This is a genomic window from Pseudomonas sp. B21128 (assembly GCF_044218865.1).
GTDB lineage: Bacteria > Pseudomonadota > Gammaproteobacteria > Pseudomonadales > Pseudomonadaceae > Aquipseudomonas > Aquipseudomonas iridis.
Window position 1 is genome coordinate 1,265,196 of sequence record NZ_CP162590.1, and the last position, 25,974, is coordinate 1,291,169.

Annotated in this window: 25 protein-coding genes; 15 read left to right on the forward strand and 10 right to left on the reverse strand. The window is 53.1% G+C overall.

The window, feature by feature from the left end; genetic code table 11:
• Window positions 1-10: 10 nt before the first annotated feature.
• On the forward strand, window positions 11-976 hold the full coding sequence (dmeF, locus tag AB4P91_RS05510) for a CDF family Co(II)/Ni(II) efflux transporter DmeF (RefSeq protein WP_017341651.1): 966 nt from the start codon (window positions 11-13) through the stop codon (window positions 974-976).
• Between the two features lie 43 nt (window positions 977-1,019).
• The gene (locus AB4P91_RS05515; RefSeq protein ID WP_017341650.1) at window positions 1,020-1,202 is read left to right on the forward strand and encodes a DUF1289 domain-containing protein; all 183 of its coding nucleotides are present in this window, start codon (window positions 1,020-1,022) and stop codon (window positions 1,200-1,202) included.
• Window positions 1,203-1,522: 320 nt separating this feature from the next.
• Here the strand turns inward: AB4P91_RS05515 and AB4P91_RS05520 are convergent, their stop codons facing one another.
• From AB4P91_RS05520 to AB4P91_RS05540, 5 genes are all read right to left on the reverse strand, one after another.
• Window positions 1,523-1,990, reverse strand: coding sequence for a DUF411 domain-containing protein (locus tag AB4P91_RS05520; RefSeq protein ID WP_017341649.1), 468 nt, complete (start codon window positions 1,988-1,990; stop codon window positions 1,523-1,525).
• Between the two features lie 162 nt (window positions 1,991-2,152).
• On the reverse strand, window positions 2,153-3,217 hold the full coding sequence (locus AB4P91_RS05525; protein ID WP_017341648.1) for a copper resistance protein B: 1,065 nt from the start codon (window positions 3,215-3,217) through the stop codon (window positions 2,153-2,155).
• Entirely contained in the window at window positions 3,189-3,434 is a 246-nt protein-coding gene (locus AB4P91_RS05530; protein WP_130205476.1) for a hypothetical protein, read from the reverse strand. The genes AB4P91_RS05525 and AB4P91_RS05530 overlap by 29 nt, the downstream gene beginning before the upstream one ends.
• A 12-nt stretch (window positions 3,435-3,446) precedes the next feature.
• Entirely contained in the window at window positions 3,447-5,375 is a 1,929-nt protein-coding gene (locus tag AB4P91_RS05535; RefSeq protein ID WP_017341646.1) for a copper resistance system multicopper oxidase, read from the reverse strand.
• A 178-nt stretch (window positions 5,376-5,553) separates the two neighbouring features.
• Window positions 5,554-5,760, reverse strand: a complete 207-nt coding sequence (locus tag AB4P91_RS05540; protein WP_017341645.1) for a co-regulatory protein PtrA N-terminal domain-containing protein — start codon at window positions 5,758-5,760, stop codon at window positions 5,554-5,556.
• A gap of 385 nt (window positions 5,761-6,145) precedes the next feature.
• Between AB4P91_RS05540 and flgB the strand changes: the two genes are divergently transcribed.
• Window positions 6,146-6,559 (forward strand): flagellar basal body rod protein FlgB, encoded by a 414-nt coding sequence (gene flgB / locus AB4P91_RS05545; RefSeq protein ID WP_017341644.1) that lies wholly within the window; start codon window positions 6,146-6,148, stop codon window positions 6,557-6,559.
• 30 nt (window positions 6,560-6,589) lie between these two features.
• On the opposite strand, the gene AB4P91_RS05550 is transcribed toward flgB, so the two are convergent.
• From AB4P91_RS05550 to AB4P91_RS05570, 5 genes are all read right to left on the reverse strand, one after another.
• On the reverse strand, window positions 6,590-6,790 hold the full coding sequence (locus AB4P91_RS05550) for a heavy-metal-associated domain-containing protein (protein ID WP_017341643.1): 201 nt from the start codon (window positions 6,788-6,790) through the stop codon (window positions 6,590-6,592).
• Window positions 6,791-6,901: 111 nt separating this feature from the next.
• Window positions 6,902-9,259: a heavy metal translocating P-type ATPase gene (locus AB4P91_RS05555; RefSeq protein ID WP_080995098.1), complete on the reverse strand. Its 2,358-nt coding sequence runs from the start codon at window positions 9,257-9,259 to the stop codon at window positions 6,902-6,904.
• A gap of 2 nt (window positions 9,260-9,261) precedes the next feature.
• On the reverse strand, window positions 9,262-9,507 hold the full coding sequence (locus AB4P91_RS05560; RefSeq protein WP_017341641.1) for a DUF2933 domain-containing protein: 246 nt from the start codon (window positions 9,505-9,507) through the stop codon (window positions 9,262-9,264).
• Between the two features lie 95 nt (window positions 9,508-9,602).
• Entirely contained in the window at window positions 9,603-10,139 is a 537-nt protein-coding gene (locus AB4P91_RS05565; protein WP_017341640.1) for a plastocyanin/azurin family copper-binding protein, read from the reverse strand.
• A 163-nt stretch (window positions 10,140-10,302) separates the two neighbouring features.
• Window positions 10,303-10,656 (reverse strand): co-regulatory protein PtrA N-terminal domain-containing protein, encoded by a 354-nt coding sequence (locus tag AB4P91_RS05570; RefSeq protein ID WP_017341639.1) that lies wholly within the window; start codon window positions 10,654-10,656, stop codon window positions 10,303-10,305.
• A gap of 206 nt (window positions 10,657-10,862) precedes the next feature.
• Here AB4P91_RS05570 and AB4P91_RS05575 point away from each other — a divergent pair, with 206 nt between their 5' ends.
• The 12 genes from AB4P91_RS05575 (at window position 10,863) to AB4P91_RS05630 (ending at window position 25,957) form a co-directional block, all read left to right on the forward strand.
• Window positions 10,863-11,558, forward strand: coding sequence for a heavy metal response regulator transcription factor (locus AB4P91_RS05575; protein ID WP_017341638.1), 696 nt, complete (start codon window positions 10,863-10,865; stop codon window positions 11,556-11,558).
• Complete coding sequence (gene copS, locus AB4P91_RS05580; protein WP_031319189.1) at window positions 11,555-12,943, forward strand: copper resistance membrane spanning protein CopS; 1,389 nt, start codon at window positions 11,555-11,557, stop codon at window positions 12,941-12,943. The genes AB4P91_RS05575 and copS overlap by 4 nt, the downstream gene beginning before the upstream one ends.
• Window positions 12,944-13,282: 339 nt before the next feature.
• Window positions 13,283-13,666, forward strand: coding sequence for a copper homeostasis periplasmic binding protein CopC (gene copC, locus AB4P91_RS05585; RefSeq protein WP_017341635.1), 384 nt, complete (start codon window positions 13,283-13,285; stop codon window positions 13,664-13,666).
• 3 nt (window positions 13,667-13,669) lie between these two features.
• A complete protein-coding gene (copD, locus tag AB4P91_RS05590) occupies window positions 13,670-14,608 on the forward strand; it encodes a copper homeostasis membrane protein CopD (RefSeq protein WP_130205478.1) in 939 nt (312 codons plus the stop codon).
• Between the two features lie 74 nt (window positions 14,609-14,682).
• Entirely contained in the window at window positions 14,683-15,024 is a 342-nt protein-coding gene (locus AB4P91_RS05595; RefSeq protein ID WP_080995097.1) for a hypothetical protein, read from the forward strand.
• Window positions 15,025-15,123: 99 nt separating this feature from the next.
• Window positions 15,124-16,380 (forward strand): TolC family protein, encoded by a 1,257-nt coding sequence (locus AB4P91_RS05600; protein WP_017341633.1) that lies wholly within the window; start codon window positions 15,124-15,126, stop codon window positions 16,378-16,380.
• Window positions 16,377-17,861 (forward strand): efflux RND transporter periplasmic adaptor subunit, encoded by a 1,485-nt coding sequence (locus tag AB4P91_RS05605; protein ID WP_017341632.1) that lies wholly within the window; start codon window positions 16,377-16,379, stop codon window positions 17,859-17,861. Before AB4P91_RS05600 ends, AB4P91_RS05605 begins: the two co-directional genes overlap by 4 nt.
• The gene (locus AB4P91_RS05610) at window positions 17,858-21,001 is read left to right on the forward strand and encodes an efflux RND transporter permease subunit (protein ID WP_395604453.1); all 3,144 of its coding nucleotides are present in this window, start codon (window positions 17,858-17,860) and stop codon (window positions 20,999-21,001) included. The genes AB4P91_RS05605 and AB4P91_RS05610 overlap by 4 nt, the downstream gene beginning before the upstream one ends.
• A gap of 291 nt (window positions 21,002-21,292) precedes the next feature.
• The gene (locus tag AB4P91_RS05615) at window positions 21,293-22,459 is read left to right on the forward strand and encodes an SAVED domain-containing protein (RefSeq protein WP_130205480.1); all 1,167 of its coding nucleotides are present in this window, start codon (window positions 21,293-21,295) and stop codon (window positions 22,457-22,459) included.
• Window positions 22,460-23,710: a nucleotidyltransferase gene (locus AB4P91_RS05620; RefSeq protein WP_019334920.1), complete on the forward strand. Its 1,251-nt coding sequence runs from the start codon at window positions 22,460-22,462 to the stop codon at window positions 23,708-23,710.
• Window positions 23,694-25,478: a ThiF family adenylyltransferase gene (locus AB4P91_RS05625; RefSeq protein WP_130205482.1), complete on the forward strand. Its 1,785-nt coding sequence runs from the start codon at window positions 23,694-23,696 to the stop codon at window positions 25,476-25,478. The genes AB4P91_RS05620 and AB4P91_RS05625 overlap by 17 nt, the downstream gene beginning before the upstream one ends.
• Window positions 25,475-25,957, forward strand: a complete 483-nt coding sequence (locus AB4P91_RS05630) for a Mov34/MPN/PAD-1 family protein (protein WP_130205484.1) — start codon at window positions 25,475-25,477, stop codon at window positions 25,955-25,957. Before AB4P91_RS05625 ends, AB4P91_RS05630 begins: the two co-directional genes overlap by 4 nt.
• Window positions 25,958-25,974 lie beyond the last annotated feature (17 nt).

A 25,974-nucleotide genomic window follows, 5' to 3' on the forward strand; every position in this document is an offset into this window, starting at 1 on the left:
ATTTGCCCAGATGAGTAATTCGTACGCCGAGTATTCCCACGACCATATGTTCCTTGGGAAATCACATGAAGAAAACGCCAAGCGAACCTTGTGGGTGGTGGCCCTGACCGTCGTAATGATGGTTGCTGAAATCACCGCAGGTTATCTCACTGGCTCAATGGCGTTGCTTGCTGATGGTTTTCACATGGCAACGCATGCAGGAGCACTGGGCATAGCCGCAGCTGCTTACGCTTACGCGAAAAGACATGCCTCAAGTGCTCGCTACAGTTTTGGAACTGGCAAGGTGGGAGACTTGGGTGGCTTCGCTTCTGCTCTGATTTTGGGACTGGTTTCCTTGGGAATTGCTGGAGAGTCGCTGTTTCGTCTCTTTCAACCGACTCAAGTGCAATTCGGGACAGCGACTCTAATCGCAATTGTCGGACTAGCAGTGAATGTGGTGAGCGCGCTTTTGCTGTCTGGCGGTCATGATCATCACCATGGGCATGACCACGGCCACGATGAGTCTCACCATGCGCATGGTCACGACAATAATTTGCGCTCTGCATACGTTCACGTCATTGCAGATGCACTGACTTCGGTTCTGGCCATCGCAGCCCTTCTTGCTGGTCGATACCTTGGTTGGGTATGGCTCGACCCTGCAATGGGGATTGTGGGTGCCGTTGTGATTGCACGCTGGGCTTGGTCGTTGATGAGGGTGACTTCGGGTGTATTGCTCGACCAGACAGATGATCATGTCGCTGAAGAGATTCGTGAACTGGTTGAGCGACCGGGAGATGCTTCGATCATTGATCTTCATGTCTGGCAGGTGGGGCCGCAAGCCCGCGCCGCGATTGTGAGTGTTCTGGGCAGCCCAGCAGTCAATGCAGAAAACATACGAGAGCGGCTTGCGACGGTTCATGAGATCACTCATCTGACAGTTGAGTTCCGCACGAAGTTGGGTGCTGACTCACCTGATCAGATCGCTGTTCTGGCTTAGCAATGAACCCGCAGCACGCATAAGTTCGACGAGGAATTGAACAATGGCCAAGGACATCGAAAATCCCTGTATTTCTGTTTGCCAGCTGAACAGCGAACTGTGCGTTAGCTGCGGTCGCACCAAGGAAGACATCAGAAAATGGAAACGAATGAAGCGTCCAGAAAAAATGGCCGCTGTACAACGCGCGACCCTGCGTCTGAAGAGCCTTCAAAAAAAGAACTCTTAAGCCACCGTCATTTACGTTTTCTACTGTTTCAGCCGAGACAGATGTCCTGATTCAGGAAGGCAAGCTGAGGGGGGCAACGCCATCTCCGAACTTAACACTATCGCGATCAGCTGCGCAGTGCTTGTCAGCATGCTGAGGATAGGGTCATCTCAAATTGTTATTGAGGACTGCGGTTCGGGGTTGTCTGATTAGGCACAAGCATGCCTTTACGACGGCTGTTGATCGTCTTTAGCCATGGCTTGAGAATGAAATCGAAGGAGCATGTCCCGCTGCATGGTCATGAACGCTGACCATGCTGTGACGGGAGGGATGGGGTGGGATTAGTTTTGAGGGTACTCAGCAATGACCTGATCTGTGCCAGCTTTGGTCAGGCCGATTATCTGGTAGGCCTCATGCACTCCGTCGACTTCCATTCCTGGAGAACCAGGTGGCATGCCGGGAGCAGCGATCCCGAGAAGGTCGTCGCGTTTACTCATCGCAATTATTTGCTCAGCTGGCACGTGGCCTTCAACAAACTTCCCGTTGATCATCGCGGTGTGACAAGACGAGAGTCGTGGAGCGACACCCAGATCTTGTTTGAGAGCACTCATGTTGGTTTCTTCATGATCGATGACGGTGAAGCCATTGGCCTCAAGATGCTGAATCCATTTTTTGCAACATCCGCAGTTTGCATCACGATGCACATCGATGGTGAGGGCCTGCGCCGCTTGAGCCGTTGAGCCAATGAACAGCGCGGCGAATGTTGCGATACGCAGAGATCGACTTGAAAGTCGGAAGCTACCTGTCATGAATATTTCCTTTTCCCTTGGAGACGGCGAGATGTTCTACGAAGCAATAGAACCCCACTCAAGCGTTCATGCCGCTGCAAAGGTTACATTGAAGGATCTACTCTAGAGTCGGGGAGCTAACTCCCCGATCATTAGAATTCGTAGGGCTAGTGATCAAATCGCTTAGAACCACATCCGAATACCAGCTACAAATCGGGCCTCGTTTGTTTTTTCCCCATCATCGCTGGCCAGGTCAGCCGTCTTACCGTATGAGCGATTCCAGCTAACACCAATGTAGGGGGCGAATTGACGAGTAATTTCGTAGCGCAACCGCAGGCCTAGTTCGGTGTTGGCCAATCCAGATCCTATGCCGCGCTGAGGATCATTTTTTCCGTACAAGTTTACTTCGGCGGTCGGCTGCAAGATCAGGCGATTGGTCAACAGGATGTCGTAATCGCCTTCAAATCGAGCAGCGGTTTGACCGTTCTCACCAATATAAGCAGTCGCTTCAGCTTCAAAGTTATAGAGGGCCATGCCCTGAATACCGAGCGCTCCCCAGGTTTGAGGTGACCCGGGTTTGAAATCTTGTCGAATACCGGTGACGACATCCCACCATGGACCGATGGCGTGTCCCCACAGAGCCTGAAGTTCAGCGTTTTCGGTTACGCCATTTGTACGTTCGCCTTCCGAACGCAACCAGAGGCGGTCGACGTCACCGCCGATCCACCCTTTTGCATCCCAAGCCAGCGCACTGCCGTTGTCAGCGTCTTGGTACTCAAATTTATCCAGGAGGATGAACGAGTTAATTTTTTTATCGTGCACACCATGGCCTGGTACGTCTGGAAAAGCGGCGGCCCGGTCAGCGTCGGTAAGTACGGGGATCGGGGTTCGGCTTGTGGTAGTCGCCCCTCCATCCATGCTTTCCATACCGTCCATTTGCCCGTTATCCATGCTCATCTTGCTGTGATCCATCGCCCCCATCTTGCTATGGTCCATGGCTCCCATTGAGCCGTGGTCCATCTTGGAGTGATCCATCGCGGCATCTTTCGCTTTGGCTGGTTTGGATTTTTGTGCAATTGATGGCTTTGCGTCCGCACTTGATGGCATCGCCATCGACGGATCCATCTCTTCAGCGGCTTGAGCCATAAAAAAGAATGCTGGACCGGTGGAGACTGCAAGTGCCATCAGCGTTGGGCGTAAAAACTTACTGGTCATGATCTCAATCTGCCTTTTTGGTTTTTTGGTCATGATCCATCGACTCATGGCTCATCTTGCTATGGTCCATTGACCCGTGATCTAGCTTCGAATCGTTTGCCGCTGCTGGCTTGTCCGTTGCTGTAGCAGGAACAGTGGTTGAATGATCGCTGCCATTTTCCTCTGCCAGCACCGTGGACGAGAGTCCACTCAGCAGGACAGCGGCAAAGAGGCAATCCACGAGGGAATTACGATTTAGGTATGTGCTCACAGATCGTCTCCTTTACTCATCAACCCGTACTTCACGGAACATGCCCATTTCCATATGGAAAAGCAGGTGGCAGTGATATGCCCAGCGGCCTAAGGCATCAGCGGTGACTCGATAGCTGCGTTTGGTACCTGGTGGCATATCAATCGTGTGCTTGCGCACCATGAACTTGCCGTTCTCATCCTCGAGGTCACTCCACATGCCGTGAAGGTGGATGGGGTGGGTCATCATGGTGTCGTTCACCAAGGTGATGCGCAGACGCTCGCCATACTTCAGGCGCAGTGGTTCGGCGTCAGAGAATTTGATGCCGTTGAACGACCACGAAAACTTCTCCATGTGACCGGTCAGGTGAAGCTCGATGGTGCGATTTGGCTCGCGGCCGTCAGGATCTTGGAAAGTGCTTTTCAAGTCGGAGTAAGTGAGCACTCGACGACCATTGTTCCGCAAGCCTATGCCAGGATCGTTCAGCTTTGGCGTTGGACTCATGGCTTGCATGTCAACCAAGGGATTGTTGGTTTCAGAGGCTGGGTGAGTCTGCATTCCTCCACCCATACCTCCCATGCCAGCCATCCCTGACATATCACCACTGCCCATTCCTGCCATCTTGCTGTGGTCCATGCCAGCCATGTTGGACATGTCGCCTTTGTCCATGCCAGCCATCTTGCTGTGATCCATACCAGCCATGTTAGTCATGTCACCGCTGTCCATGCCGGTCATCCCGGTCATGTCACCTTGGTTCATCCCTGCCATCTTGCTGTGGTCCATGCCGGCCATGTCGCCGCCGCCCATTCCACCCGAGCTGCCATGGTCCATACCAGCCATACCGCCCATCCCCATGTCATCCATAGTTACTATAGGACGTGGGTCAATTGCAGGTATCGGTGCCTTTAGGCCGTCACGCACTGCAAGTGTTCCGCTAGCGTAACCTGTGCGATCCATAGACTGAGCGAAGATGGTGTACGCCTCATCAGTAGCAGTCTCCACAATAACGTCATATGTTTCAGCTACCGCAATACGAAACTCGTCGACGCTCACCGGCTTGACATGTTGACCGTCTGCGGCAACCACGGTCATCTTCAACCCAGGAATGCGGACGTCGAAATAGCTCATGGCCGAGCCGTTGATAAAGCGCAGACGGAGTTTCTCGCCCGGTTTGAAAATACCAGTCCAGTTACCGTTGGGTGCCTGGCCATTCATGAGATAGGTATAGGTATCCGCGCTGACATCGCCGAGGTCAGTAGGACTCATGTTCATCTCAGCCCACATCTTTCGATCTGCTACCGTCGAAGACCAACCTTTGCTGCTGACATCGTCTATGAAGTCTCCGACGGTGCGCTTGTGATGGTTGTAATAGCCCGATTGTTTCTTGAGTTTCGCCATAACGTGGCTGGGATCTTCGTCGGTCCAGTCAGTCAACATCACCACGTAGTCGCGATCGTATTGAAACGGTTCAGGTTCTTTCGAATCGATGACGATTGGACCGTAAACGCCTGCCTGCTCCTGCAAACCCGAGTGGCTGTGATACCAGTAGGTTCCGTTCTGATGAAGCTTGAATTTGTATTCGTACATGCCATCGGGTGCGATGCCATGGAAGCTCAAGCCAGGCACACCGTCCATGTTGGCGGGTAAGATGATCCCGTGCCAATGGATTGATGTGTCTTGGTCTAGACGGTTTTTTACACGCAGAGTGACGGTCTCACCCTCACGCCAACGCAGCAACGGTCCGGGCAATGATCCGTTGATGGTCATAGCTGTGCGAGGCGAGCCTGTGATGTTTACAGGGCTTTCACCAATAAACAGATCAAATTCGTTACCGGAGAGTACGCTCGGCATACCAGGACTTGTCACCGCCCATACAGGAGTGCGCCAAAGGCCAAGGCCGCCGAGAATGCCACCAGCGGCCAAGCCTTTCACGAATGTCCGCCTAGAGGTTTTGGAGTGCATGCCGTTATGTCCAATCAGTCAAAAGGGAAGCCGCGCGAAACAACAAATGAATTGTCTGGATGAGACTCACTCACCGTTACAAAAGACGAACTCAAACGGTAAGCGAGCTCAGAAATTGCCACATTTAAACCACCACAGTGATTACATTTCTGTCAGCTTGTGAGCGTAGCTCAAATATTTAGCAATTTTTGTGGTCCATCGCCCTGGCTTTGCTTTCCGCGACAGGAGGCTGGGAATTTTTCGTTTGGGCTACTTGGTACGATTCCATCGAGTTACTCCTGGCCGCTTCCATACGTTCGAAAGTGCGGTCACCTCCGCCTTCAGCCATAGCAAAAGAAGATACGGTCAGAGCAGCGATGACGAACAAGGTTTTGATAGGGTTCATTTGGGTTTCCTCTGATAGATGGTAGCCCCTGAATCCACAACAAAGTTGTTGATGCTCAGGGAAGAGCTTAAGGCTCAATAGGACTATAAGACTGATTCCCTGTCAGGCAGCTTAGGCCAATATTACAGTTGTGTCAGGTTCCGATATTTCTCTTGAGCTGCGATGTACTTAATCCGTATGGTCTATCCATTGTCGGAATTCGCTGAAATCAAGCTCCTAAAATTTAGCCGTTCGGTGTTCTGTGCTTTCGGTCACTTTCACAGGGCTTGACGTTTTTTGAATTTGCACCGGAGTTATAAGCCGACTCAGACGCGCCACATTCAACACATAAGTGTTTGATATAGGTGAAAATGGGAAATAGTAGCGTGACGGAAGGTGGCCGCTTGTGAGCATTAATTTTGAAAAAGCGCTTGGCTCCGCAGAAAGAGCGTTAGTTTATCGCAGCCAAAGAGCTGAGGTACTTAGCAATAATATCGCTAACGCTGATACTCCTAACTTTAAGGCTAGAGATTTGGAGTTTTCTGCTGTGCTCGCCAGCCAGACAAAACGAGGCTTGGATTCTCCGTTCTCTTTGAAAACAACAAACCTAAAACATATTGCCGCAAACGAATTAGCAAGTGATGGTCAAGGTGATGGTTTGCTTTACAGCACGCCTTACCAACCGTCACTTGATCAAAATACTGTGGATGCACAGCTTGAAGTGGCAAAGTTTACTGATAACGAAATTCATTTTGAAAGCGCTTTTAATAGATTAAACGGAGCATTTAAGGGGCTGCTTAAAGCTCTGCGAGGTGATTAGTAAAATTTACCCAACAATGAAATCAGCGCCTTAAGCGCTGATTTGCGATGGGAAACCGAGTGATTCGACAGCTTTACGAACTTGCTCTGGGTTTTCGCTACTTTCAACTTTTACCTTACCTGCCGCGCGATCCACGGAAACTTTAGCCTCGCTGTCCAACGACTGAATCGCTTTAGTGATTTTGCTGACGCAGCTACCGCAACCAATGCCTGATACGTTTAAGACGAACATGGTTATTCCTCTTGTGCTGAGCGGTCTCTTTTCACCGCGATTACAGCATCAACGTTGACACCGCGGTAAGGTCAAGAGTTATGTTTTGTGGGGTGCGAGCAACGGTTGCGCTCAAGCTATATGGGTATTCCTCAGTCTCAAAGCATTGAAAACTACTGACGCAGAACTGACGCTCATGGCTAACGCAGCGATCATTGGCGACAGAAGGTGCCCCGTCAGCGGATAGAGTAGGCCTGCGGCCAAGGGAATACCCATTGAGTTGTAAAGGAAGGCGAAACCCAAGTTTTGCCGCATGTTTTTTACTGTCGCAACCGAAAGTGCCCGTGCCCGTAAAATCCCCATCAGGTCGCCTTTTACCAGCGTGAGCTGAGCGCTATTCATCGCGACATCAGTCCCTGTACCCATGGCAATGCCCACATCTGCACGCGCCAAGGCCGGTGCGTCGTTGATACCGTCGCCGGCCATGGCAACCTTTCGACCGTATCGCTGGAGGTCCGCCACCAGGCGCTCTTTGTCCTGAGGTTTGACTTCTCCATGAACCTCTTCAATACCCATCTCCTTGGCGACAGCACGTGCGGTGGTGAGCCCGTCTCCGGTGGCCATGATGATTTTTACGTTATCAGCTTTAAGCTTGGTGACTGCTTCTTTGGAGGTCGGTTTTATCGGATCTGAGACCGCCAGTAATCCTGCCAGAACCCCGTCAACTGCTAGATAGATTATGCTGATGCCTTCAAGGCGCAACAACTCTGCACGGTACTGTAAGACCTTGGTGCTTACACCGGCAGCGTCCATCAGCGCTGTGTTGCCCAGCTGTACTTTCTTGCCATCAACAAGGCCACTGACTCCAATCCCAGACCCGGACTCAAACGATTCAGGCTTGGTGAGCGCGATATTTTCAGTTCGGGCGTGATCGACGATGGCGTGCGCCAAAGGATGTTCGCTGCCTTGATCAAGGCTAGCGGCCAGTTGAAGAACATCGTGTGGGTTAAAATCTGGTGTGGCCTCCACACTGTGAAATTCCGGCCGTCCCTCTGTCAGGGTCCCCGTTTTATCGACAATCAGCGTGTCGATCTTGCAAAGGTTTTCAATAGCACTGGCGTCCCTGAACAGCACTCCCATACTGGCCGCTTTACCGGTCGAAACCATGATCGACATGGGCGTTGCAAGACCAAGTGCACAGGGGCAAGCGATGATAAGTACGGCGACAGCATTGATCAGGCCGAAGACCCAGCTGGGTTCCGGGCCGAATAGTCCCCAACCTAAGAATGTCAGCAACGCAATCGCGATAACCCCCATCACAAAGTAGCCGGCGATCGAGTCGGCCATTCTTTGCATTGGCGCTTTGGAGCGTTGGGCTAGAGCGACCATTTGCACTATCTGAGACAGCATGGTGTCGGCGCCGACCTTTTGCGCCTCCATCACCAAGCTCCCGTGAGTATTAAGCGTGGCGCCGATCAAACTATCCCCTGGCCTTTTCATTACCGGCACAGGTTCACCAGTGAGCATGGACTCATCCACCGCACTTTCTCCCTCGAGCACAGAGCCATCAACTGGCACCTTTTCACCAGGTCTGACCCGCAAATGGTCGCCCAAGTGAACATGGGTAAGAGGAATGTCTTCCTCCTGACCATCGGCGTTGATCTTGCGTGCAGTTTTGGGAGATAGGCCTAGAAGGGACTTAATGGCGGCGGAGGTTTGTGACCGTGCTTTTAGCTCAAGAATCTGCCCAAGCAAGGTGAGCGAGATGATGACTGCAGCGGCTTCGAAGTAAACGCCGATGCGTCCATCTTGCATGAAGGTGGTGGGAAAACTTTGGGGAAAGAGGGTTGCTGCGACGCTGTAAAGATAAGCTGCGGAAGTACCCAAACCTATCAGAGTCCACATATTTGGACTGCGATTTCTAACAGATGCTATGCCCCTTACAAAAAAGGGCCACCCTGCCCATAAGGTGACCGGTGTCGCAAGAGCAAACTCGATCCAGTTTTGAACCGAGCCATGGAAGAGTTGTAATGAATGGCCCGCCATGGCTAGAACGGTCACTATCACGGTTAAAGGCAGAGACCACCAAAAGCGGCGCGCGAAATCACGGAGCTCGGTTTTGTCATCGTCATCTAGCGCCGGAATGACAGGTTCTAATGTCATGCCACATTTTGGGCAATTGCCGGGCCCTGGCTGTTTTATTTCCGGGTGCATCGGGCAGGTAAATTCAGTGGCTACTTGGACCGCGGGCTCTGTAGCCGCGATGCTGGGTTCAGTGCTGGGATGAATACCACTGTAGTGCTCTGGAGCTGCCCGAAATTTCTCTTGGCATTTTTGGCTGCAAAACTGATAAATCTGTCCCTGATAAGACTCGCCAAATTTACTTGGAGGCGTAATCGTCATGCCGCACACCGGGTCACGTAGATCAGCGTCAGGGGGCGAGGCAGCGTGGGTAGGACCGTGATCGTGGTGGCTCGGTTTATTGGGCATAGCTATTTCTCTTCCTTGTTGGCTTGCGCCTGATTGCCATGGTCATGTACGCCATGTCCATGCCCAAAAAAATGCATCAATGGACAGATCAACAGAATGAGATAGGGCAAATATGGATAAACGTGGCTGAAATGCTCCCGCACCACGTAGAAGGCGCCGATCACAATGAACATAATCAGTACAACGCCTGTTTTGCGCGTCCAAAATGGGGTGGTGATGCTTCCAGCCGGATGCTGATGGTTATTCATGATCTAGACCCCAGTGTGTGAGCGAGTTGCTCTGATGTCTGCCTCAGAGCGTAGCCAACTCTTGAGGAGACGCGGGTTTAGCGGTCAGTTCAGGCTCAGTTCAGGTCAAATTGACCGACCATCCCAGACTGGTAATGACCTGGCACGTTACAGGCAAATTGAAGTCCAGTTGTATTGTTGAAGGTCCAGATCAATTCCTTTGTTGCTCCTGGCTCGATCAGCATGCTGTTCGGGTCGTTGTGTTCCATTCCAACCATCTTCATCCCTCCCATGCTGTGACCCATGCTGCCCGTCATTTTCCCTGACCCGGTGGGTGTAAGCGTTCCATTCTGGAACATGCTCGCCATTTCTTTTTGGTGCGCGGCATGAGCGGCGGCTTGGCCGATATTGAATTCGTGCAGCAGTGCGCCCTTATTACGAAGGACAAAACGAATAGTCTCACCAGGCTTCACATCGATGTTTTTAGGCATGAAGAAAATATCACCCATCTCCACATCTACCGTACGGGTCACCGCAGAGGCGACGCCAGGCTGGCCGATGTCCTCTTTGCCATGACCTACGTCTGCCATGGCCGTCGCACCGAAGAATAAGGTGATCGCCGCAATAACTGGGGTAACGAGCTTAGCTTTCATGATGACCTCAAGAGCAAATGGAAAACACTAGCTATGCTAAAAGGATAGAGCTGCCAGCTAACTGACGTGAACACTACATTTCTGTCAGTTTCCAAGAGTAGTGCGGCGCGCATATGACGCCGTACCAACCGAGCGGATCAAACAGCCCATCGGAGGTACCCGGTTACTGATGGTTCTCAGAAAGCATCAGTTTGTGTTCGCGCTGCATTTGGTTCAAAACGTCATCAACCATAGCGTCGTGCTTTTCCATCCAGGAAAGATGTTCCTGAGGCGACATTGATGCTTTTGGGTGATCCTGATGGAGTTGGTTCATGATCTCGCCCAGCAGTTTCATATGCTCGGCCATGTGTACATGGCGCTCTCCCTCTGGGGCTTTTTCAGCTTGCACCAAGGTCGCTTCTGCTTTGTCGCGTAGGCTTTCCATACGCTCCGCAATCCGATCTGCGCCACCTTCAGCCAAAGCAGACGCTGAGATGAGTATCGAACCCACAAAGATAAGGATTTTTAGATGATTCATGAGGAAGCTCCTTTTTGATCTGTTTTCCGGCTCCCCCAAGGTTTCATGCGGAGGCGTCGGTCGAGTACTAGGGAGTACTCATGCTCGAACCCTAGACAGCACTCGCTGACATCTACCTGAAGCCAATATTACTTTTCTGTCAGTTGCTGGTTGGCAGAAGCATTTCCTTGCAGACTCATCATCACAATCATTCGAGAGCCACCCCCATGAGACTTCTGGTTGCGGAAGACGAACCCAAAATAGGCATTTATTTGCAGCAAGGTCTTGCTGAGGCAGGGTTCAATGTTGATCGCTTTACCAATGGTAAGGAGGCGCTTCAACACGCGTTGAGCGAGGCTTATGACCTGCTGATTCTCGATGTGATGATGCCTGGGCTGGACGGATGGGAAGTACTTCAGAAGGTGCGGGCATCCGGAAAAAATGTCCCCGTGCTTTTTCTCACGGCGCGAGACCGCGTCGAGGATCGCGTCAAAGGACTTGAGCTGGGGGCAGACGATTACCTCATAAAACCCTTCGCTTTTTCTGAATTGCTTGCCCGCGTCAGAACGCTGCTGCGAAGAGGGAGTACAGCCCCCTCCCAAACTCATATGAAATTGGCTGATCTTGAGGTTGACCTGCTCAAGCGCAGGGTTGTCCGTGGAGGCAAACGTATAGATCTCACGGCCAAAGAGTTTGCGTTACTCGAATTGCTGCTCCGTCGTCGAGGTGAGGTGCTGCCTAAGTCGCTTATCGCTTCCCAGGTGTGGGACATGAACTTCGACAGCGATACGAACGTCATCGAGGTCGCCGTAAGGCGGCTCAGAGCAAAGATTGATGATGATTTTGAGGTCAAGCTTATCCACACCTCCCGAGGCATGGGCTACATGCTAGATGCGCCGGATTCTGGGACGGGGCTGGAATGAAGCGAATGTCTCTGACTACCCGCATGAGCCTGATGTTCATGCTAGCTGTAACGGCGGTGCTCACCGTCGCTGGACTCAGTTTTAACAGCCTTAGCCGGCATCATTTCAAAATGCTAGATCAGCAGGCGCTAAACGAGAAGCTACACTCGACCCAAAGAATTTTGACGGGATTGAGTAGCATTGACCAGTTCAGTGATGTTAAGCCTGAGTTGGAGGCGCTGCTGGGTGCTCACCGAGATTTGACAGCCCTGATCTTCGATGGTCACGGCAAGACCCTTTTTGCTGATCCAGGTCCAATCGATATTCCTGAAGACTTTCGCACGACCTCAAACAACAACGTTTGGGAGTGGCGTGATGATGAGCAAACGTTCCGGGGAATAACGGCGCAGGCGATTGTGACGGGACAAGAAAAACCGCTGACCGTTATGTTGATCTTTGACGTTACGCAACATATGGCGTTCTTTGAGACGCTTGAACGCTGGTTTTTGATAGGGTTGTTTATAAGCGCGCTGGTCAGTGCGGCGCTGGGCTGGATGGTCGCGAGCAGTGGACTAAGACCTATTCGCCAGGTTACTCAAGTCGCTGCGTCAATGTCTGCTAAATCGCTCAAAGAACGGATTCCTTTAGCGGCCGTTCCTAAAGAGCTTCAGCAGATGGTGCTTTCTTTTAATGCAATGTTATCTAGACTTGACGATGCATTTGTTCGCTTATCAAACTTCTCTGCGGACATTGCTCACGAACTACGAACACCAGTCAGCAATTTGATGACACACACCGAAGTGGTGCTTTCTCGAAAAAGGAATATTGAGGATTACGAAGACAACTTGTATTCGAATCTTGATGACCTGAAGCGTATGGGGCGGATGATCGATGACATGCTTTTTCTAGCGAAATCAGATAATGGTCTGATTACTCATGAAAACAAACCGATAGACTTGGTAGCGCTAGTAGAGAAATTACTCGAGTACTACCGCTTGTTGGCTGATGAGCAAGGCATCGACCTTAAGGTGACAGGGAGAGGCAGCGTCCGAGGTGACGTTCTTATGCTCGACAGGGCTATCTCTAATCTGCTCTCGAATGCCCTCCGGTACACCCCCGCAGGGAAATGTATCAGTGTCGATATAAGACAGGAAGGGACGTCAATCTCTATCTCCGTGGAAAACCCTGGAGAACCTATCGCTCCTGAGCACCTTGAAAAACTGTTTGATCGATTTTATCGAGTGGACCCCGCTCGTAGAGAAGGAAACCCAAGTAATGCGGGGCTAGGCTTATCAATCACTCGATCAATCATAGAGTCACACGACGGCAAGATATGGTGCACGTCGTCAGCTGGAAAAACAGCTTTTCATATACAACTCCCTTGTGCGAGTGCAGAAAATGCCTAATCAACAACCCCATATACACCCGAGCAGCTATGTGGTCTTGCGAACGGTTTTCACGGTGTGAACGTCGCAAAACGGAAGCCCATTTTAACCATCTTTTCAAGAAATTCAGCGTCCCAAAGCAGGTCCAAGCTGACTGAAATGTAATCGAATAGTTTGCGTTCGTGTGGCATCGTGTACTTGCGCTGTGACGTTGGAATTCTTGTGATTATTCCTGTCCAGGTCGCCCTAGAACACGGAATCTGCTAGGTAGCTCGCCAGTGTTTTTAATAAGCGTAAAAGTAATAACTAGATACTCATCAAAAACCTAGAACCAACAGCTTTTGCTGTGAGGAGTCTTGCATGTCATTCCTTAAAACCACCACCGTAGCTGTAGCACTGACAGCGGGTTTGCTTTTGAGTGCAGTTGCTCAGGCACATCCAAAGCTGCTTTCTTCTACTCCAGCAGAAGGGTCGGATGTTGCTGCTCCTGCGAAAATTGAACTGCAATTTTCTGAGAATCTAACGACTCAGTTTTCCGGTGCTAAGCTGATCATGACCGATATGCCCGGCATGCCTAACTCCCCAATGGGCGTTAAAGCAGCTGTTGCAGGCGGGGGAGATCCTAAGACGATGGTAATTACGCCTGCATCGCCATTGACCACAGGTACTTATAAAGTTGAGTGGCGTGCCGTCTCGTCTGACACTCATCCCATCACCGGCAATTTTTCTTTCAAAGTGAAATGATTCATGAGCGACTCAATAAATATAGCTGTTCGCTTTGCTCTATATTTTGATCTGATGCTGTTATTTGGACTGGCAATATTTGGTCTTTATAGCCTGAGGGGAAAAGAGAGAGTATCGGGAGCGGTTTTAAATTTTGAGTCGCTTCTTTACAGTACATCTGTTTTAGGTGTGGCTCTGTCTCTAGCAGCCATGTTGTTGCTTGCGAAAGCTATGAGTGGTGTGTCGGGCTTCATGGAGCTACATCACCATATTTTTCAAATGGTTCTCATGGGGACGGACGTCGGTTTGACCTGGATGGTCCGGATAGTGGCGTTGCTGACGGCTGTTGTCGGCGTTGCTCTGAGTAAGCGCTTTCCGACACTCAGTCTTTGGATTGTCACTGTATGTGGCGCCATTGCGCTAGCGACGCTGGCATGGACAGGGCATGGTGCGATGGACGAAGGGAGCCGTCGTTACTGGCATTTTACTAGCGACATCTTCCATCTCTTGGCCGCAGGCGGTTGGTTGGGTGCGTTGGCAGCATTTGCACTGCTGCTGCGTTTAAAATCGCTGAAAGGTGATCAGGAAGTACGAGTTCTTGCTCGGGTACTGACAGGGTTTGAATCGGCCGGCGCGGTGATTGTAGTGATCATCAGTATAACGGGCGTGGTGAATTATCTATTTATCGTAGGACCGAGCCTCGATGAGGTGATGCTCAGCACTTATGGCCAGTTGCTATTTTTGAAAGTCCTGCTATTTGCAGGGATGATCGTATTAGCCACGCTTAACCGTTTTCATCTAAGCCCCTTATTGGAGCGATCAGTTCGCAATGGCGAATACGCTGTCGCGGTGAATGCCTTGCGCCGTAGCATGAAACTTGAGTTTTCAATGGCGGTCATCATTATCTGTCTTGTCGCATGGTTAGGTACTTTAAGCCCTGTCATGGAAATGAGCGCAGCATAGACGTTGGTAACAGCCAATACAGGAGTCTTAAGGGTGAATTGTAAGAGCCATTTGCACCGTCTACACTTTAGCCCATGAAACGCTATGTGCGGTTTTGCCTGATTTTCCTAATTAGCTTGGCGCTTCCCCTTAGCGGGATGGCGGGTGTTCAGGCATCGACTGAACCATGCCCGATGAAAACCATGGGTATAGCGATGATGGATGGTATGGGTCAAGACTGCTGCCACGACATGAAAAGTACCGCTGAGCATGGCAAACCTTGTAAGTCGGGCCAGGAATGCAAAACGGGCGGCATGCTGCAAGTCTCGATCATCAAGCCTCCTATTACCTTGTCCAGTCCAATCGTTCTGCCCTTCTCCAGCCATTTCCCACTCGTACAAACCCCTTCTGGGTTATGGCGACCTCCCCGTACTTGATTCCTGTACCACACTGAGCCTCATTCCGCGTTAGCGGGATGGCATATCTGCGCGCATGTCTTATGAAGCGCGCGGTGGATCATCACAGGAATCGTGAACATGAACTCCAACTGCTTTTGCACAGGTTGGTCCCTCGTGGCCGGCCTGGCGGCAAGCGTACTGGCATTGCCGAGCCTTGCTGGTGCATTGACACTCGATGAAGCGCTGCGGCTGGCCGAAAACAATGCACCGTCGTTGACCGCACAAGACGCCAAAATTCAAGCAGCCACCAGTGCGGCCATTCCCGCCGGCGAACTACCCGATCCCAAGCTACTGCTGGGCGTGCAGAACTACCCCATTGGTGGTGCCGACAGATGGAGCATCGACCAGGACTTCATGACCATGCAAGTGGTCGGGATCAGACAGGAGATGCCCAACAGCGATAAGCGCAAAGCACGTATCGAGGTCGCGGATGCGGCTGTTGATCGAGCGTCCGCTGAGCGTCGAGTGGCGCGTCTGAACGTCCGACAGTCCACGGCATTGGCCTGGATCAGTAGCTACTCGGTTGAGCGTAAAGATGCGATGTTCCAGGACTTCTACAAAGAAAACCGTCTTCTGACCGATACCGTCAGATCTCAGATTGCGGGTGGCCGCGCCCAACCCGCCGATGCGGTGACACCTAAACAGGAAGCTGCCCAACTGGCGGAGCAGCAGGATGATTTAGTTCGCCAACGTGCACAGGCCCGGGCGGCCCTCAAGCGCTGGATTGGCCCTGCTGCCAATGACAAACCGGCGGGCAGCTTGCCTGATTGGCCCATTGAAACCTCTGGATACTCCCATAAGCTGCAACATCACCCTGAATTGGCGGCGTATGTGCCGATGACCCGTGAAGCACAAGCCAAGATCCGTGAAGCTGAGGCGGAAAAGCAATCTGACTGGAGCTGGGAATTCGACTATCAGCATCGAGGCAAACAATTCGGTGACATGGTTAGCGTCCAGTTTTCATGGGATCTCCCGCTGTTTCCTGACTCTCGGCAAAACCCCAAAATTGCGGCAAAGCACGCCGAACTCAACCAGCTTGAGGCTGAGCGGGAAGCTCTGTCGCGCGAGCATACCCAGCAACTGGAGGATGAGTTGGCCGACTACGAGCGACTCAATCGTGCAGTCAACCGTAATCAGGAAAGCTTGTTGCCGCTGGCTAAAGAAAAGGTTGAACTCACCATGGCTAGCTACCGTTCCGGCAAAGGTGATTTGAACTCGGTTGTGGCCGCCCGACGCGAACTCATCGAAGCCCGTCTCAAGCAGATTGACGTTGAAGAGCAACGTGCTCTCACCAGCGCTCGCCTGTATTTCTCTTACGGGGAGCCCGCTCAATGAATTTCAAAGTATGGAAAGGGACTTTAGTTGTCGGCATCTCGATCGCCTTGGGTGTTGCCGGAGGTTACTGGTTAGCCCAACCGCGAATGAGCGAAGTAGCTAGTGTCGAGCCGGATCAGGAAGCCAAAGCCTCTGCCGATCGAAAGGTTCTGTATTGGTATGACCCCATGTACCCACAACAGAAATTCGATAAACCGGGTAAGTCACCCTTCATGGACATGCAGATGATCCCCCAATACGCAGATACCAAGGGGGACAGCGGCGGCATTCGAATTGATCCAAGCCTGACTCAGAACCTTGGTGTGCGACTGGCTCGTGTCAGTCGAGGGGTATTTGCCTCGACACTGAACGTGGTAGGTGTTCTGGCCTTCAACGAACGGGACGTTGCAGTCATTCAGGCCCGTACGGCGGGCTTTGTCGAGCGCGTGTACGGCCATGCATCTGGTGATGTGCTGAAAGTGAATGCCGCCTTGGCAGATATCTTGGTGCCGGATTGGGCAGCTGCTCAAGAGGAATTTCTCGCCCTCAAGCGTAGTGGCGATGCTGACTTGCTGACAGCGGCCCGCCAGCGATTGAGGCTCACCGGAATGCCAACTAAGTTAATTGCTCAAGTTGAGCGCAGTGGCAAAGTTCAACCGAACCTGACTCTGACCAGCCCTATTGGTGGTGTGCTTCAAGAGCTGAGTGTGCGTGAAGGTATGACGGTGGCCGCAGGCGAGACGCTGGCGCGTGTTAATGGTTTGAGCAGTGTCTGGCTGGCCGTGGCAGTACCAGAGTCGGAGGCTGGGTCAATCGTCGTAGGGCAAGCAGCCGAAGCGCGTTTGTCCGCGCTCCCTGGAGTTGTGCTCAAGGGCGTCGTCAGTGCGATTCTTCCGGAAACCAGTTCGGACAGTCGCACACTTCGCGTTCGAGTTGAGTTACCCAATCCGGATGGCCGACTCAGGCCAGGTTTGACCGCGCAGGTAAGTCTCAATCGTTCGACGGAGCAAAGTGTTTTGTGGGTGCCGAGCGAGGCCGTCATTCGTACAGGTCGACGTACGTTGGTCATGCTCTCTGAAGACGCTGGTCGATATCGCCCGGTGGAGGTGCAGTTAGGCCAAGATAACGATGGCAAAACGCTGATATTGAACGGCTTGGAAGAGGGGCAAAAAGTGGTGACTTCTGGCCAGTTCCTTCTCGACTCGGAGGCCAGTCTCAAGGGCGTTGTCGCAAGCTCACTGGACGTTTCGCCATCTACTGTAACCGCAGGCGCTTTGCATGAGGCCGATGGTCAGATCGTTGAGATCAACGACAAAGAAGTCACGCTCGCCCACGGTCCCTTCAGAACATTGGGTATGTCAGGCATGACGATGACTTTCCCTCTCGCCGCTCCAGCTCTGATGAAGGATCTTAAAACGGGCGACAAGGTTCGGATCGCTGTCAGCCAGACGGAAGATGGTCTGCGCGTTGAGCGTCTGGAACGCTCTGGGAGCCAGCCATGATCGCGGCCCTTATTCGCTGGTCGGTGGCTAACCGCTTTCTTGTGTTGCTAGCGACGCTGTTTGTCACGGCATGGGGGATCTGGGCGGTTCAAAGTACGCCCATTGACGCATTGCCAGACCTGTCGGATGTTCAGGTAATTATCCGTACACCTTATCCAGGCCAAGCCCCACAGATCGTAGAGAACCAGGTCACCTATCCATTGGCAACCACTATGCTCTCTGTGCCTGGTGCCAAGACTGTGCGCGGTTATTCCTTCTTTGGCGACAGTTTCGTTTACGTACTATTCGAAGACGGAACTGACTTGTACTGGGCCCGCTCGCGCGTATTGGAATATCTGAGCCAGATACAAAGCCGGCTTCCGGCCAGTGCCAAGCCCGCATTAGGACCTGATGCCACTGGGGTTGGCTGGATTTTCCAGTACGCCCTGGTAGACCGAAGCGGCGGGCATGATTTGGCGCAGTTACGTGCCTTGCAGGACTGGTTCCTCAAATTCGAGCTTAAGACCCTACCGAACGTTGCGGAAGTGGCCACGGTGGGTGGCATGGTAAAGCAGTACCAGGTGCAGCTTGATCCGGTGAAGTTGGCCAGCTTGGGTATCACGCAGTCTGAAGTGACCGAGGCGATCGGCAAGGCCAATCAGGAAACTGGTGGGGCGGTGCTGGAGATGGCGGAGACCGAGTTTATTGTGCGGGCTTCCGGCTACTTGAAGACCCTCAATGATTTTCGTGCTATCCCACTCAAACTGGGCACGGGTGGTGTGCCGGTCACTCTGGGCGATGTTGCCACGATTCAGATGGGGCCTGAGATGCGTCGAGGCATCACCGAACTCGATGGCGAAGGTGAGACCGTCGGCGGCGTGGTAATTCTGCGCAGCGGTAAGAATGCTCGAGAAACCATTGCGGCGGTCAAGACCAAACTCGACGAGCTGAAAAGCAGTCTGCCAGCGGGGGTAGAAATCGTCACTACCTACGACCGCAGCAAGTTGATTGATCGTGCCGTGGAAAACCTCAGCCACAAGCTGATCGAAGAGTTCATCGTCGTCGCGTTGGTCTGCGGAATCTTTCTCTGGCACCTGCGTTCATCTCTGGTGGCAATCATCTCCCTGCCGGTTGGGGTGCTGATCGCCTTCATCGTGATGCGCTATCAGGGTATCAACGCCAACATCATGTCCCTTGGCGGGATTGCCATCGCCATCGGCGCCATGGTCGACGCTGCCGTGGTGATGATTGAAAACGCCCACAAGAAGGTCGAGGCTTGGCACGTGGCCAATCCTGGGGAGGAACTGAAAGTTGAACGTCATTGGCACGTGATGACTGAAGCGGCTGCCGAGGTAGGACCTGCATTGTTCTTCTGTCTGCTGATCATCACCCTGTCGTTTATTCCGGTGTTCACGCTGGAGGCTCAGGAAGGACGTCTATTCGGTCCCTTGGCGTTCACCAAAACCTATGCTATGGCCGCAGCGGCTGGACTGTCGGTAACTCTAGTTCCGGTGTTGATGGGGTATTGGATTCGCGGACGAATTCCTAATGAGCAACAGAATCCGCTAAATCGCTGGTTGATCCGGATCTACGAGCCCGCTCTGGACGCCGTATTACGTCGACCTAAAGTAACGCTGCTGGTTGCGTTGCTAGTCTTTGTCAGCGCGTTGTGGCCGATCTCTCGTCTGGGTGGTGAGTTTCTTCCCCCGCTGGACGAAGGGGACCTGCTCTATATGCCATCAGCTCTGCCTGGATTATCGGCGCAGAAGGCCGCGCAACTGCTTCAGCAGACTGACCGTCTGATAAAGACAGTTCCAGAGGTCGAACACGTTTTCGGAAAAGCCGGCCGCGCTGAAACCGCGACTGACCCGGCACCGTTGGAAATGTTCGAGACCACCATTCAATTCAAACCACGCGAACAGTGGCGCCCAGGCATGACCCAGGAAAAGCTCGTTGAGGAGCTAGAACAAGTGGTGCGTGTCCCAGGATTAACCAACATCTGGATACCGCCTATTCGTAACCGTATCGACATGCTGGCCACCGGCATAAAAAGCCCGATTGGCGTGAAGGTTGCCGGTACCAACCTGACGGAGATCGATGCCGTCACCCAAGCCATCGAGCGTGTTGCCAAGGACGTCTCAGGTGTCAGTTCAGCGTTAGCCGAACGACTGACCGGTGGCCGCTATATTGATGTGGATATCGATCGCAAAGCTGCGGCACGCTATGGGTTAAATATTGCCGATGTGCAATCGATCGTGGCCGGCGCAATCGGCGGTGAAAACGTCGGGGAGACGATTGAAGGGTTGGCTCGTTTCCCAATTAACGTACGTTACCCTCGTGAGTGGCGGGATTCGCTCGGCGCTTTGGAGCAGTTGCCGATCTACACCCCGCTAGGCAGCCAGATCACCCTTGGCACCGTGGCGAAGATCAAGGTCAACGACGGGCCGCCAATGCTCAAGAGTGAGAACGCACGGCCTTCAGGCTGGGTGTACATCGATGTGCGTGGCCGGGACATTGCCTCCGTAGTCGCCGATCTACGCCGGGTCGTCAGTGAGCAGGTCAAGTTGCAGCCCGGCATGAGCCTGAGCTACTCAGGTCAGTTCGAGTTTCTCGAAAGGGCCAACGCACGACTCAAACTGGTGGTGCCTGCCACGCTGTTGATCATCTTCGTGTTGCTCTACCTGACATTTGCACGACTTGATGAGGCTTTGCTGATTATGGCCACGCTGCCATTCGCTCTCACGGGCGGGGCATGGTTTCTCTATCTGTTGGGATTCAACCTGTCGGTTGCCACCGGGGTCGGCTTTATCGCCTTGGCCGGTGTTTCTGCCGAATTTGGCGTGATCATGCTGCTCTACCTGAAAAATGCATGGACCGAGCGTCAAGACCTCGGTGACAACACAGAACGCGGGTTGATGGCCGCGATTTGTGAAGGCGCTGTCCAGCGCGTTCGACCTAAGGCTATGACCGTGGCAGTGGTTATCGCTGGTTTGTTACCTATACTTTTGGGAGGCGGTACCGGTAGCGAGGTTATGAGCCGCATTGCCGCCCCGATGATTGGCGGTATGGTTACGGCACCCTTGCTATCACTGTTTGTGATCCCGGCGACCTATCACCTCTTGCGTCGTCGACACTTGTCCGCTGAGCCTGGCAAGCACTGACGCGTAAAAACGCATACGAAAGGGGCTGCGCTTGCAGCCTCGTTTGAGCTGCACAGCTCGTTTTCATCAGTCCTACATACGCTGTTGTCAGTGCCATTACCCACCAGCACTTGCCAGAAAACGAACGCCGCCACTACTGCCTTTCGATGAGCCAAAAAAGCATCCTGCTCAAAGGCGACTCAGCATTCGTCACCCTCAGATCTCTCTTGAAATCGGGACGAATGACCCTAATATGATCTTATCTTGCCATCATCGTTTTCAATCATGGATGTTTTTCGGGGGTCGGTCGAAATGGCAGAACAAGAAGACGCTAAGCCCGCAAGCGGGCGCTTCAACACAAATGATGAGACGAAGCGGATCGTATGGACCCAGACCGCTGGTCATTGTGAACTGTGCGGCACGGATCTGACGTTCGATTATCGTGCCGGCAAGCCAATGAAATGGGGAGAAGTGGCGCATATCCTGCCCGCCAGTCCCAAAGGCCCTCGGGGACGCGCGGATCATGATGCTGAGGCGCACACAAACAATACCGCTAATCTGATGCTCCTGTGCCCAGGTTGTCATGACAAAATTGATCGTGACGCAGATGGGTATCCTGAAAATGATTTGAGTGGTTTACACCAAGCGTACTTGGAACGCATCCGACTCGCCGCAACGACCCCCGATGGTGGCAGAGCCATTCCTCTCATCGTCCAGAGTCAGCATTTTCAGACGATCAACGATATCCCCTTTCGCGATCTGTTGACTGCGATGTCCGCCGAGGGATTAACCGCCTTCGATCAAGGCATCAAAATCGCCTTCGCTGCACCCGGACCACGTGGCAGGGACACTACCTATTGGCAGAACGTCAAAGACAGCGTCCAGTATGAGCTGGAGCAGCAACTCAAGCGTCGCGGCGGCACTTATGGCGATTCGCCCGCGCTAGCAGTAGTCGGCTTGGCCGACATTCCGGCCTTGATGATGTTGGGCCAGAGTATCGGCGACCGTTCCAAACGCCTGATCTTCTCTTTTCACCGCGAGCATCTTTTGCGCTGGCCCGATCAGTCTGCTGAGCCGCCTAGTTTTCTGTTTACGCCTCCACCCAACGGCGATGGCCCACTGGCGTTGGTGCTCTCCATTTCTGCGCAAGTTCCAGTTCGCGACGTGATCGACGCTCTACCCGGTGCACGTATTGCAGAGCTGTCGATCCCAGAACCAAGCTACGCGATGGTACAGAACCGTCGGGTGATTCATGCCTTTCGCGACGCACTTCAAATACGACTGAGCCAGCTTGAGGCTCTGACTCCTGACCCTATCCACGTCTTCGCCGCCATTCCTGCGGCATTGGCCATCGAGTTTGGCGCGTTGCTCACAACACAGCATCAACATACATACCTGATCTTCGATCGGGACAAAGAAAACCAAGATCGGTTTACGCAAACACTGCAATTGGGCTTGGTGGCCCAGGAGGCTAGGTAAATGCTTTTGAGCAACGAACAGACCAAGCGCAGCAGTTGGGAATATTTTCTGCTTCGCGCCGCGCGGGAAATCTCGCTGTCGGAAGCGCAGTACGAAAAAATCAATGACCGCTACTCCCAACTGGAAAAAATCCTCTCGGCTTCCGACAACCCGCTGCTCGCTGAGGCCCATATTTTCGTTCAAGGCTCGATGCGGCTGAAAACGACCATCAAGCCAATCCCCGGCGCGCCTGCGGATCTGGACACCATTGATGCGGACGCGATTATTTGGCTCCCTCACGCTCAGGGCGCTGGTGCAAAGGAAGTACTAGAAGCGATTGAGCAGCGTTTTCGGGAAGGCTCCCGCGTTCAAGAAGAAGTTAAGCAATTACGTCGTGGCATCCGGATCGTTTATGCCGACGAAAATCCAGGTTTCCACATCGATGTCACGCCTGCCCGCGCGATCAACGGAAATGGCGAAGCAAACGGCGAGGGTAAGCTGGAGGTTCCGGATCGGGTCACAGGGTGGAAAGCAAGCAGCCCTATCCCTTACTCGAACTGGTTGCAGGTTGCTTCTGCCCAAGAAATCTCTCTGGAAAGCTTGGTAGTTGCCAAGAGCCAGCGGATGCTTGATGCCGCGACACAAGATCCTTTGCCGCATTATCAGGATTACATCGATCAAGATCCCCTGCGTGCGACCATTAAGCTACTCAAGCGTCATCGCGATGAATGGGCCATCAAGACAAGGAGCGCTGATACTCGCCCAATATCTGCGGTCATCACCACCCTGGCCACGCACGCATACCTTGATGTCGTAAAGGAGTCGCAGTCGAAGCCTCTGGCTCCGCTCGATGCAATTTTGGAAATCGTTCGCAGAATGCCGCAGCACATCGCGCATAGAGGTAGCGACTGCTATGTCTGCAACCCTGCCGATAACGGCGAAAACTTTGCAGAGAAGTGGAATCGGCCGGGTGAGGGGCAAGGCTATCGCCAAGCATTTGCCAAGTGGCATGCGGACGCCAGTGCATCTGTGTCATTGGGTTTGGAAAGTTTTGAATCCAACGATTCCTTTGCCGAGGCAGTGAAAAAGAATTTCGGTATTGCACCGGCATTCATTACGGCAGTGAACAATGAGATCCCTGCGAATTGGACGATGCCCGGCCGACCGGATGGCACCACTCGAAACTCTGCTTCGATGGGTTCGCTCTTCGGAGGGGCCAGCGGTGGCGGAACCTCTCAGTCGAGCGTAAAGCCAGTTGGACGCCTTGGCTGACCCTATTAAGACGCCATTGCAGCGCGGAATCGCCGCACTGCGAGACACCCTAGGTCAGGATGCTGCCGATGCATTGCTCCAGCCCGCACCCATGCGGGCTGACGAAGCGGCGTGCTTTCACTTCCCCTTGCCCATCGATTACACGGGGCAGGAGCGGCGACTGCGTATAGGTTTCCCCTCCAACTTTCCCCGTGGGCTCTTGCGGCTGAACGTCGAACCCTCTCCATGGCTGGTTTGGCCGCATGCCACCAAGTCGGGGCTTTGCCTTCATGGCTTTCAGGAGCGGCCCATTATGGGCTCCCCGGAGGTCGTGGTAGAGGACAGCCTTGCTCGCTTGGCCCAGATCGTTTCGTTGTCCAAGAGGGGATCAAGCCAGGCAACGCGCGATATCGAATTTCAGAATGAGATCACTACCTACTGGTCTTTTCAGCACGGTCAGTCATTCCAGAACCTCTTACTTTTGGATCGACCTCAGGCCGCCTCGCAGTTGTTTGCTCTCAGCGATCCGCGCCGGGCTGTGCCATCTGGTCAGGAAACGGTTTGGCTAGCATCGAACGTAGCTGCACTCAAAGGGCATTACCGACGGGTTGTCGGGCGCTCCGCTGTCATTCGCGCGGCCGAAACTCCCGGTTTTTACGTCAAGCTTCAGACTTATCCGGATATCCGCACCCCGGATCCAGAAGATTTATTGCTGTGGCTCACGCCACACCTTCAACCAGACGATGCCGAGCAATTGCTGGCATGGTTTGAGCTGCATGGAACGTTGGCGAGTCGATGGATTGTCCTGGAGCTTCCTGGGGGGACGGATGCTCCAACTTATTGCCTCAATGTGCGCTCGCTCGGCGTACAGCAAGAGCGGGGGGCAAAGTTTGGCTTGCGCACAGCGCGCCGCCGGCCAGCCATCGCAAATGCACATCCTCCGGCACTTGTCCGCGCAACTGCCCTAGACGTGCTTGATCGTGCGTCCATTCTGTCCCGCGACATAAGCGGCACTGCAAAGCACCTTGAAAATGCTCGGGTCGTTTGTGTTGGCGTTGGCTCGTTAGGCAGTGCGGTGGCAATACAATTGGCACGCTCCGGTGTCGGCCACCTTTCCCTCATCGATCCTGACACTCTGGTGTCAGCCAATCTGGGTAGGCACGTTCTGGGAGCGGATAGCCTAGGGAGGCTGAAGGCCTCAGCGTTGAGGGACAAGATTCTGTTAGATCTTCCGACTACAGAATGCACCGCTTATTCGACTTTCGCCGAAGTAGTTATGAGCAGCAAACCAGAAGTGTTCGATAACGCAGATCTTGTGGTGATTACGACAGCAGACTGGCAGTCGGAGGTCACTGTATGGCGAGCCAAATCCAGCGGCGTTTCTTGGGGACTTTTACAAGCCTGGAGCGAACCGTATACGCAGGTAGGCCACGCGCTATTCGCACCAGCCGGTACCTTTGATGGCCGTCATTTATTCACGGACATCGGCGATTTTCTCCATAAGTTTACAGAGTGGCCGGGAGGAGGTGTGATTCCACTGCCCGCGTGTGGGGAGAGCTTTATTCCAGGCGGGTCGTTGGGTATGACCAATATTGCCTCTATGGTATCGCACACGGCTTTACGCGCATTGACCGGCAACATCGCCACCGCATCTTGGGTCAGCAGTATCTACAGGCCTGAAGATGTGCCGAGCCTAGGAGGCCAATACAATGGGCCCAAACTGCCAGAGGGGGCGCAGCAACTCCTACTCGAGCGCGGATGGCCGGAACATAAGGATGAAACGGTATGACGGATATCGCTTGGCGCTGGAGATGGGCGGAGGTGGATTCCGAGCTATTGGTGTCGCAAGCTGTTGCGGACATCTTGGATAGTCATCGGCAGGGCCTTTTTGGCGTGGAGCGAGGGGGACAGTTATTCGTCAACCCGGTTAATCCGAAAGGGTTGCTGCTGGCCTTGGCCACGTTGCCTCATCGCGCCGATCGGTCAGGCTGGTCTTGGCTAGAGTTGGATGCGGAGCGGTGCCGTCAGGAGATCCAAGCTGCTAACGAACAAGGGTTACGTCTGGTGGGCTATTGGCATACGCATCCCCAATCTGTTCCGGTGATTTCTCCGGCAGACATAGGAAGTTTCTCCAGATTTGCTGCACGGTACATGCAGGATCTGCCGCACCCAATAGCCATTATTGTCGGCAAGTCCGAAAAACCAGAAGGTATCAAGGCGTGGTCGTTCAGGGACGGCAGATATGTTGAGGCAACCTGGGGCAGATGAACTTCTAGTCAGTGCGG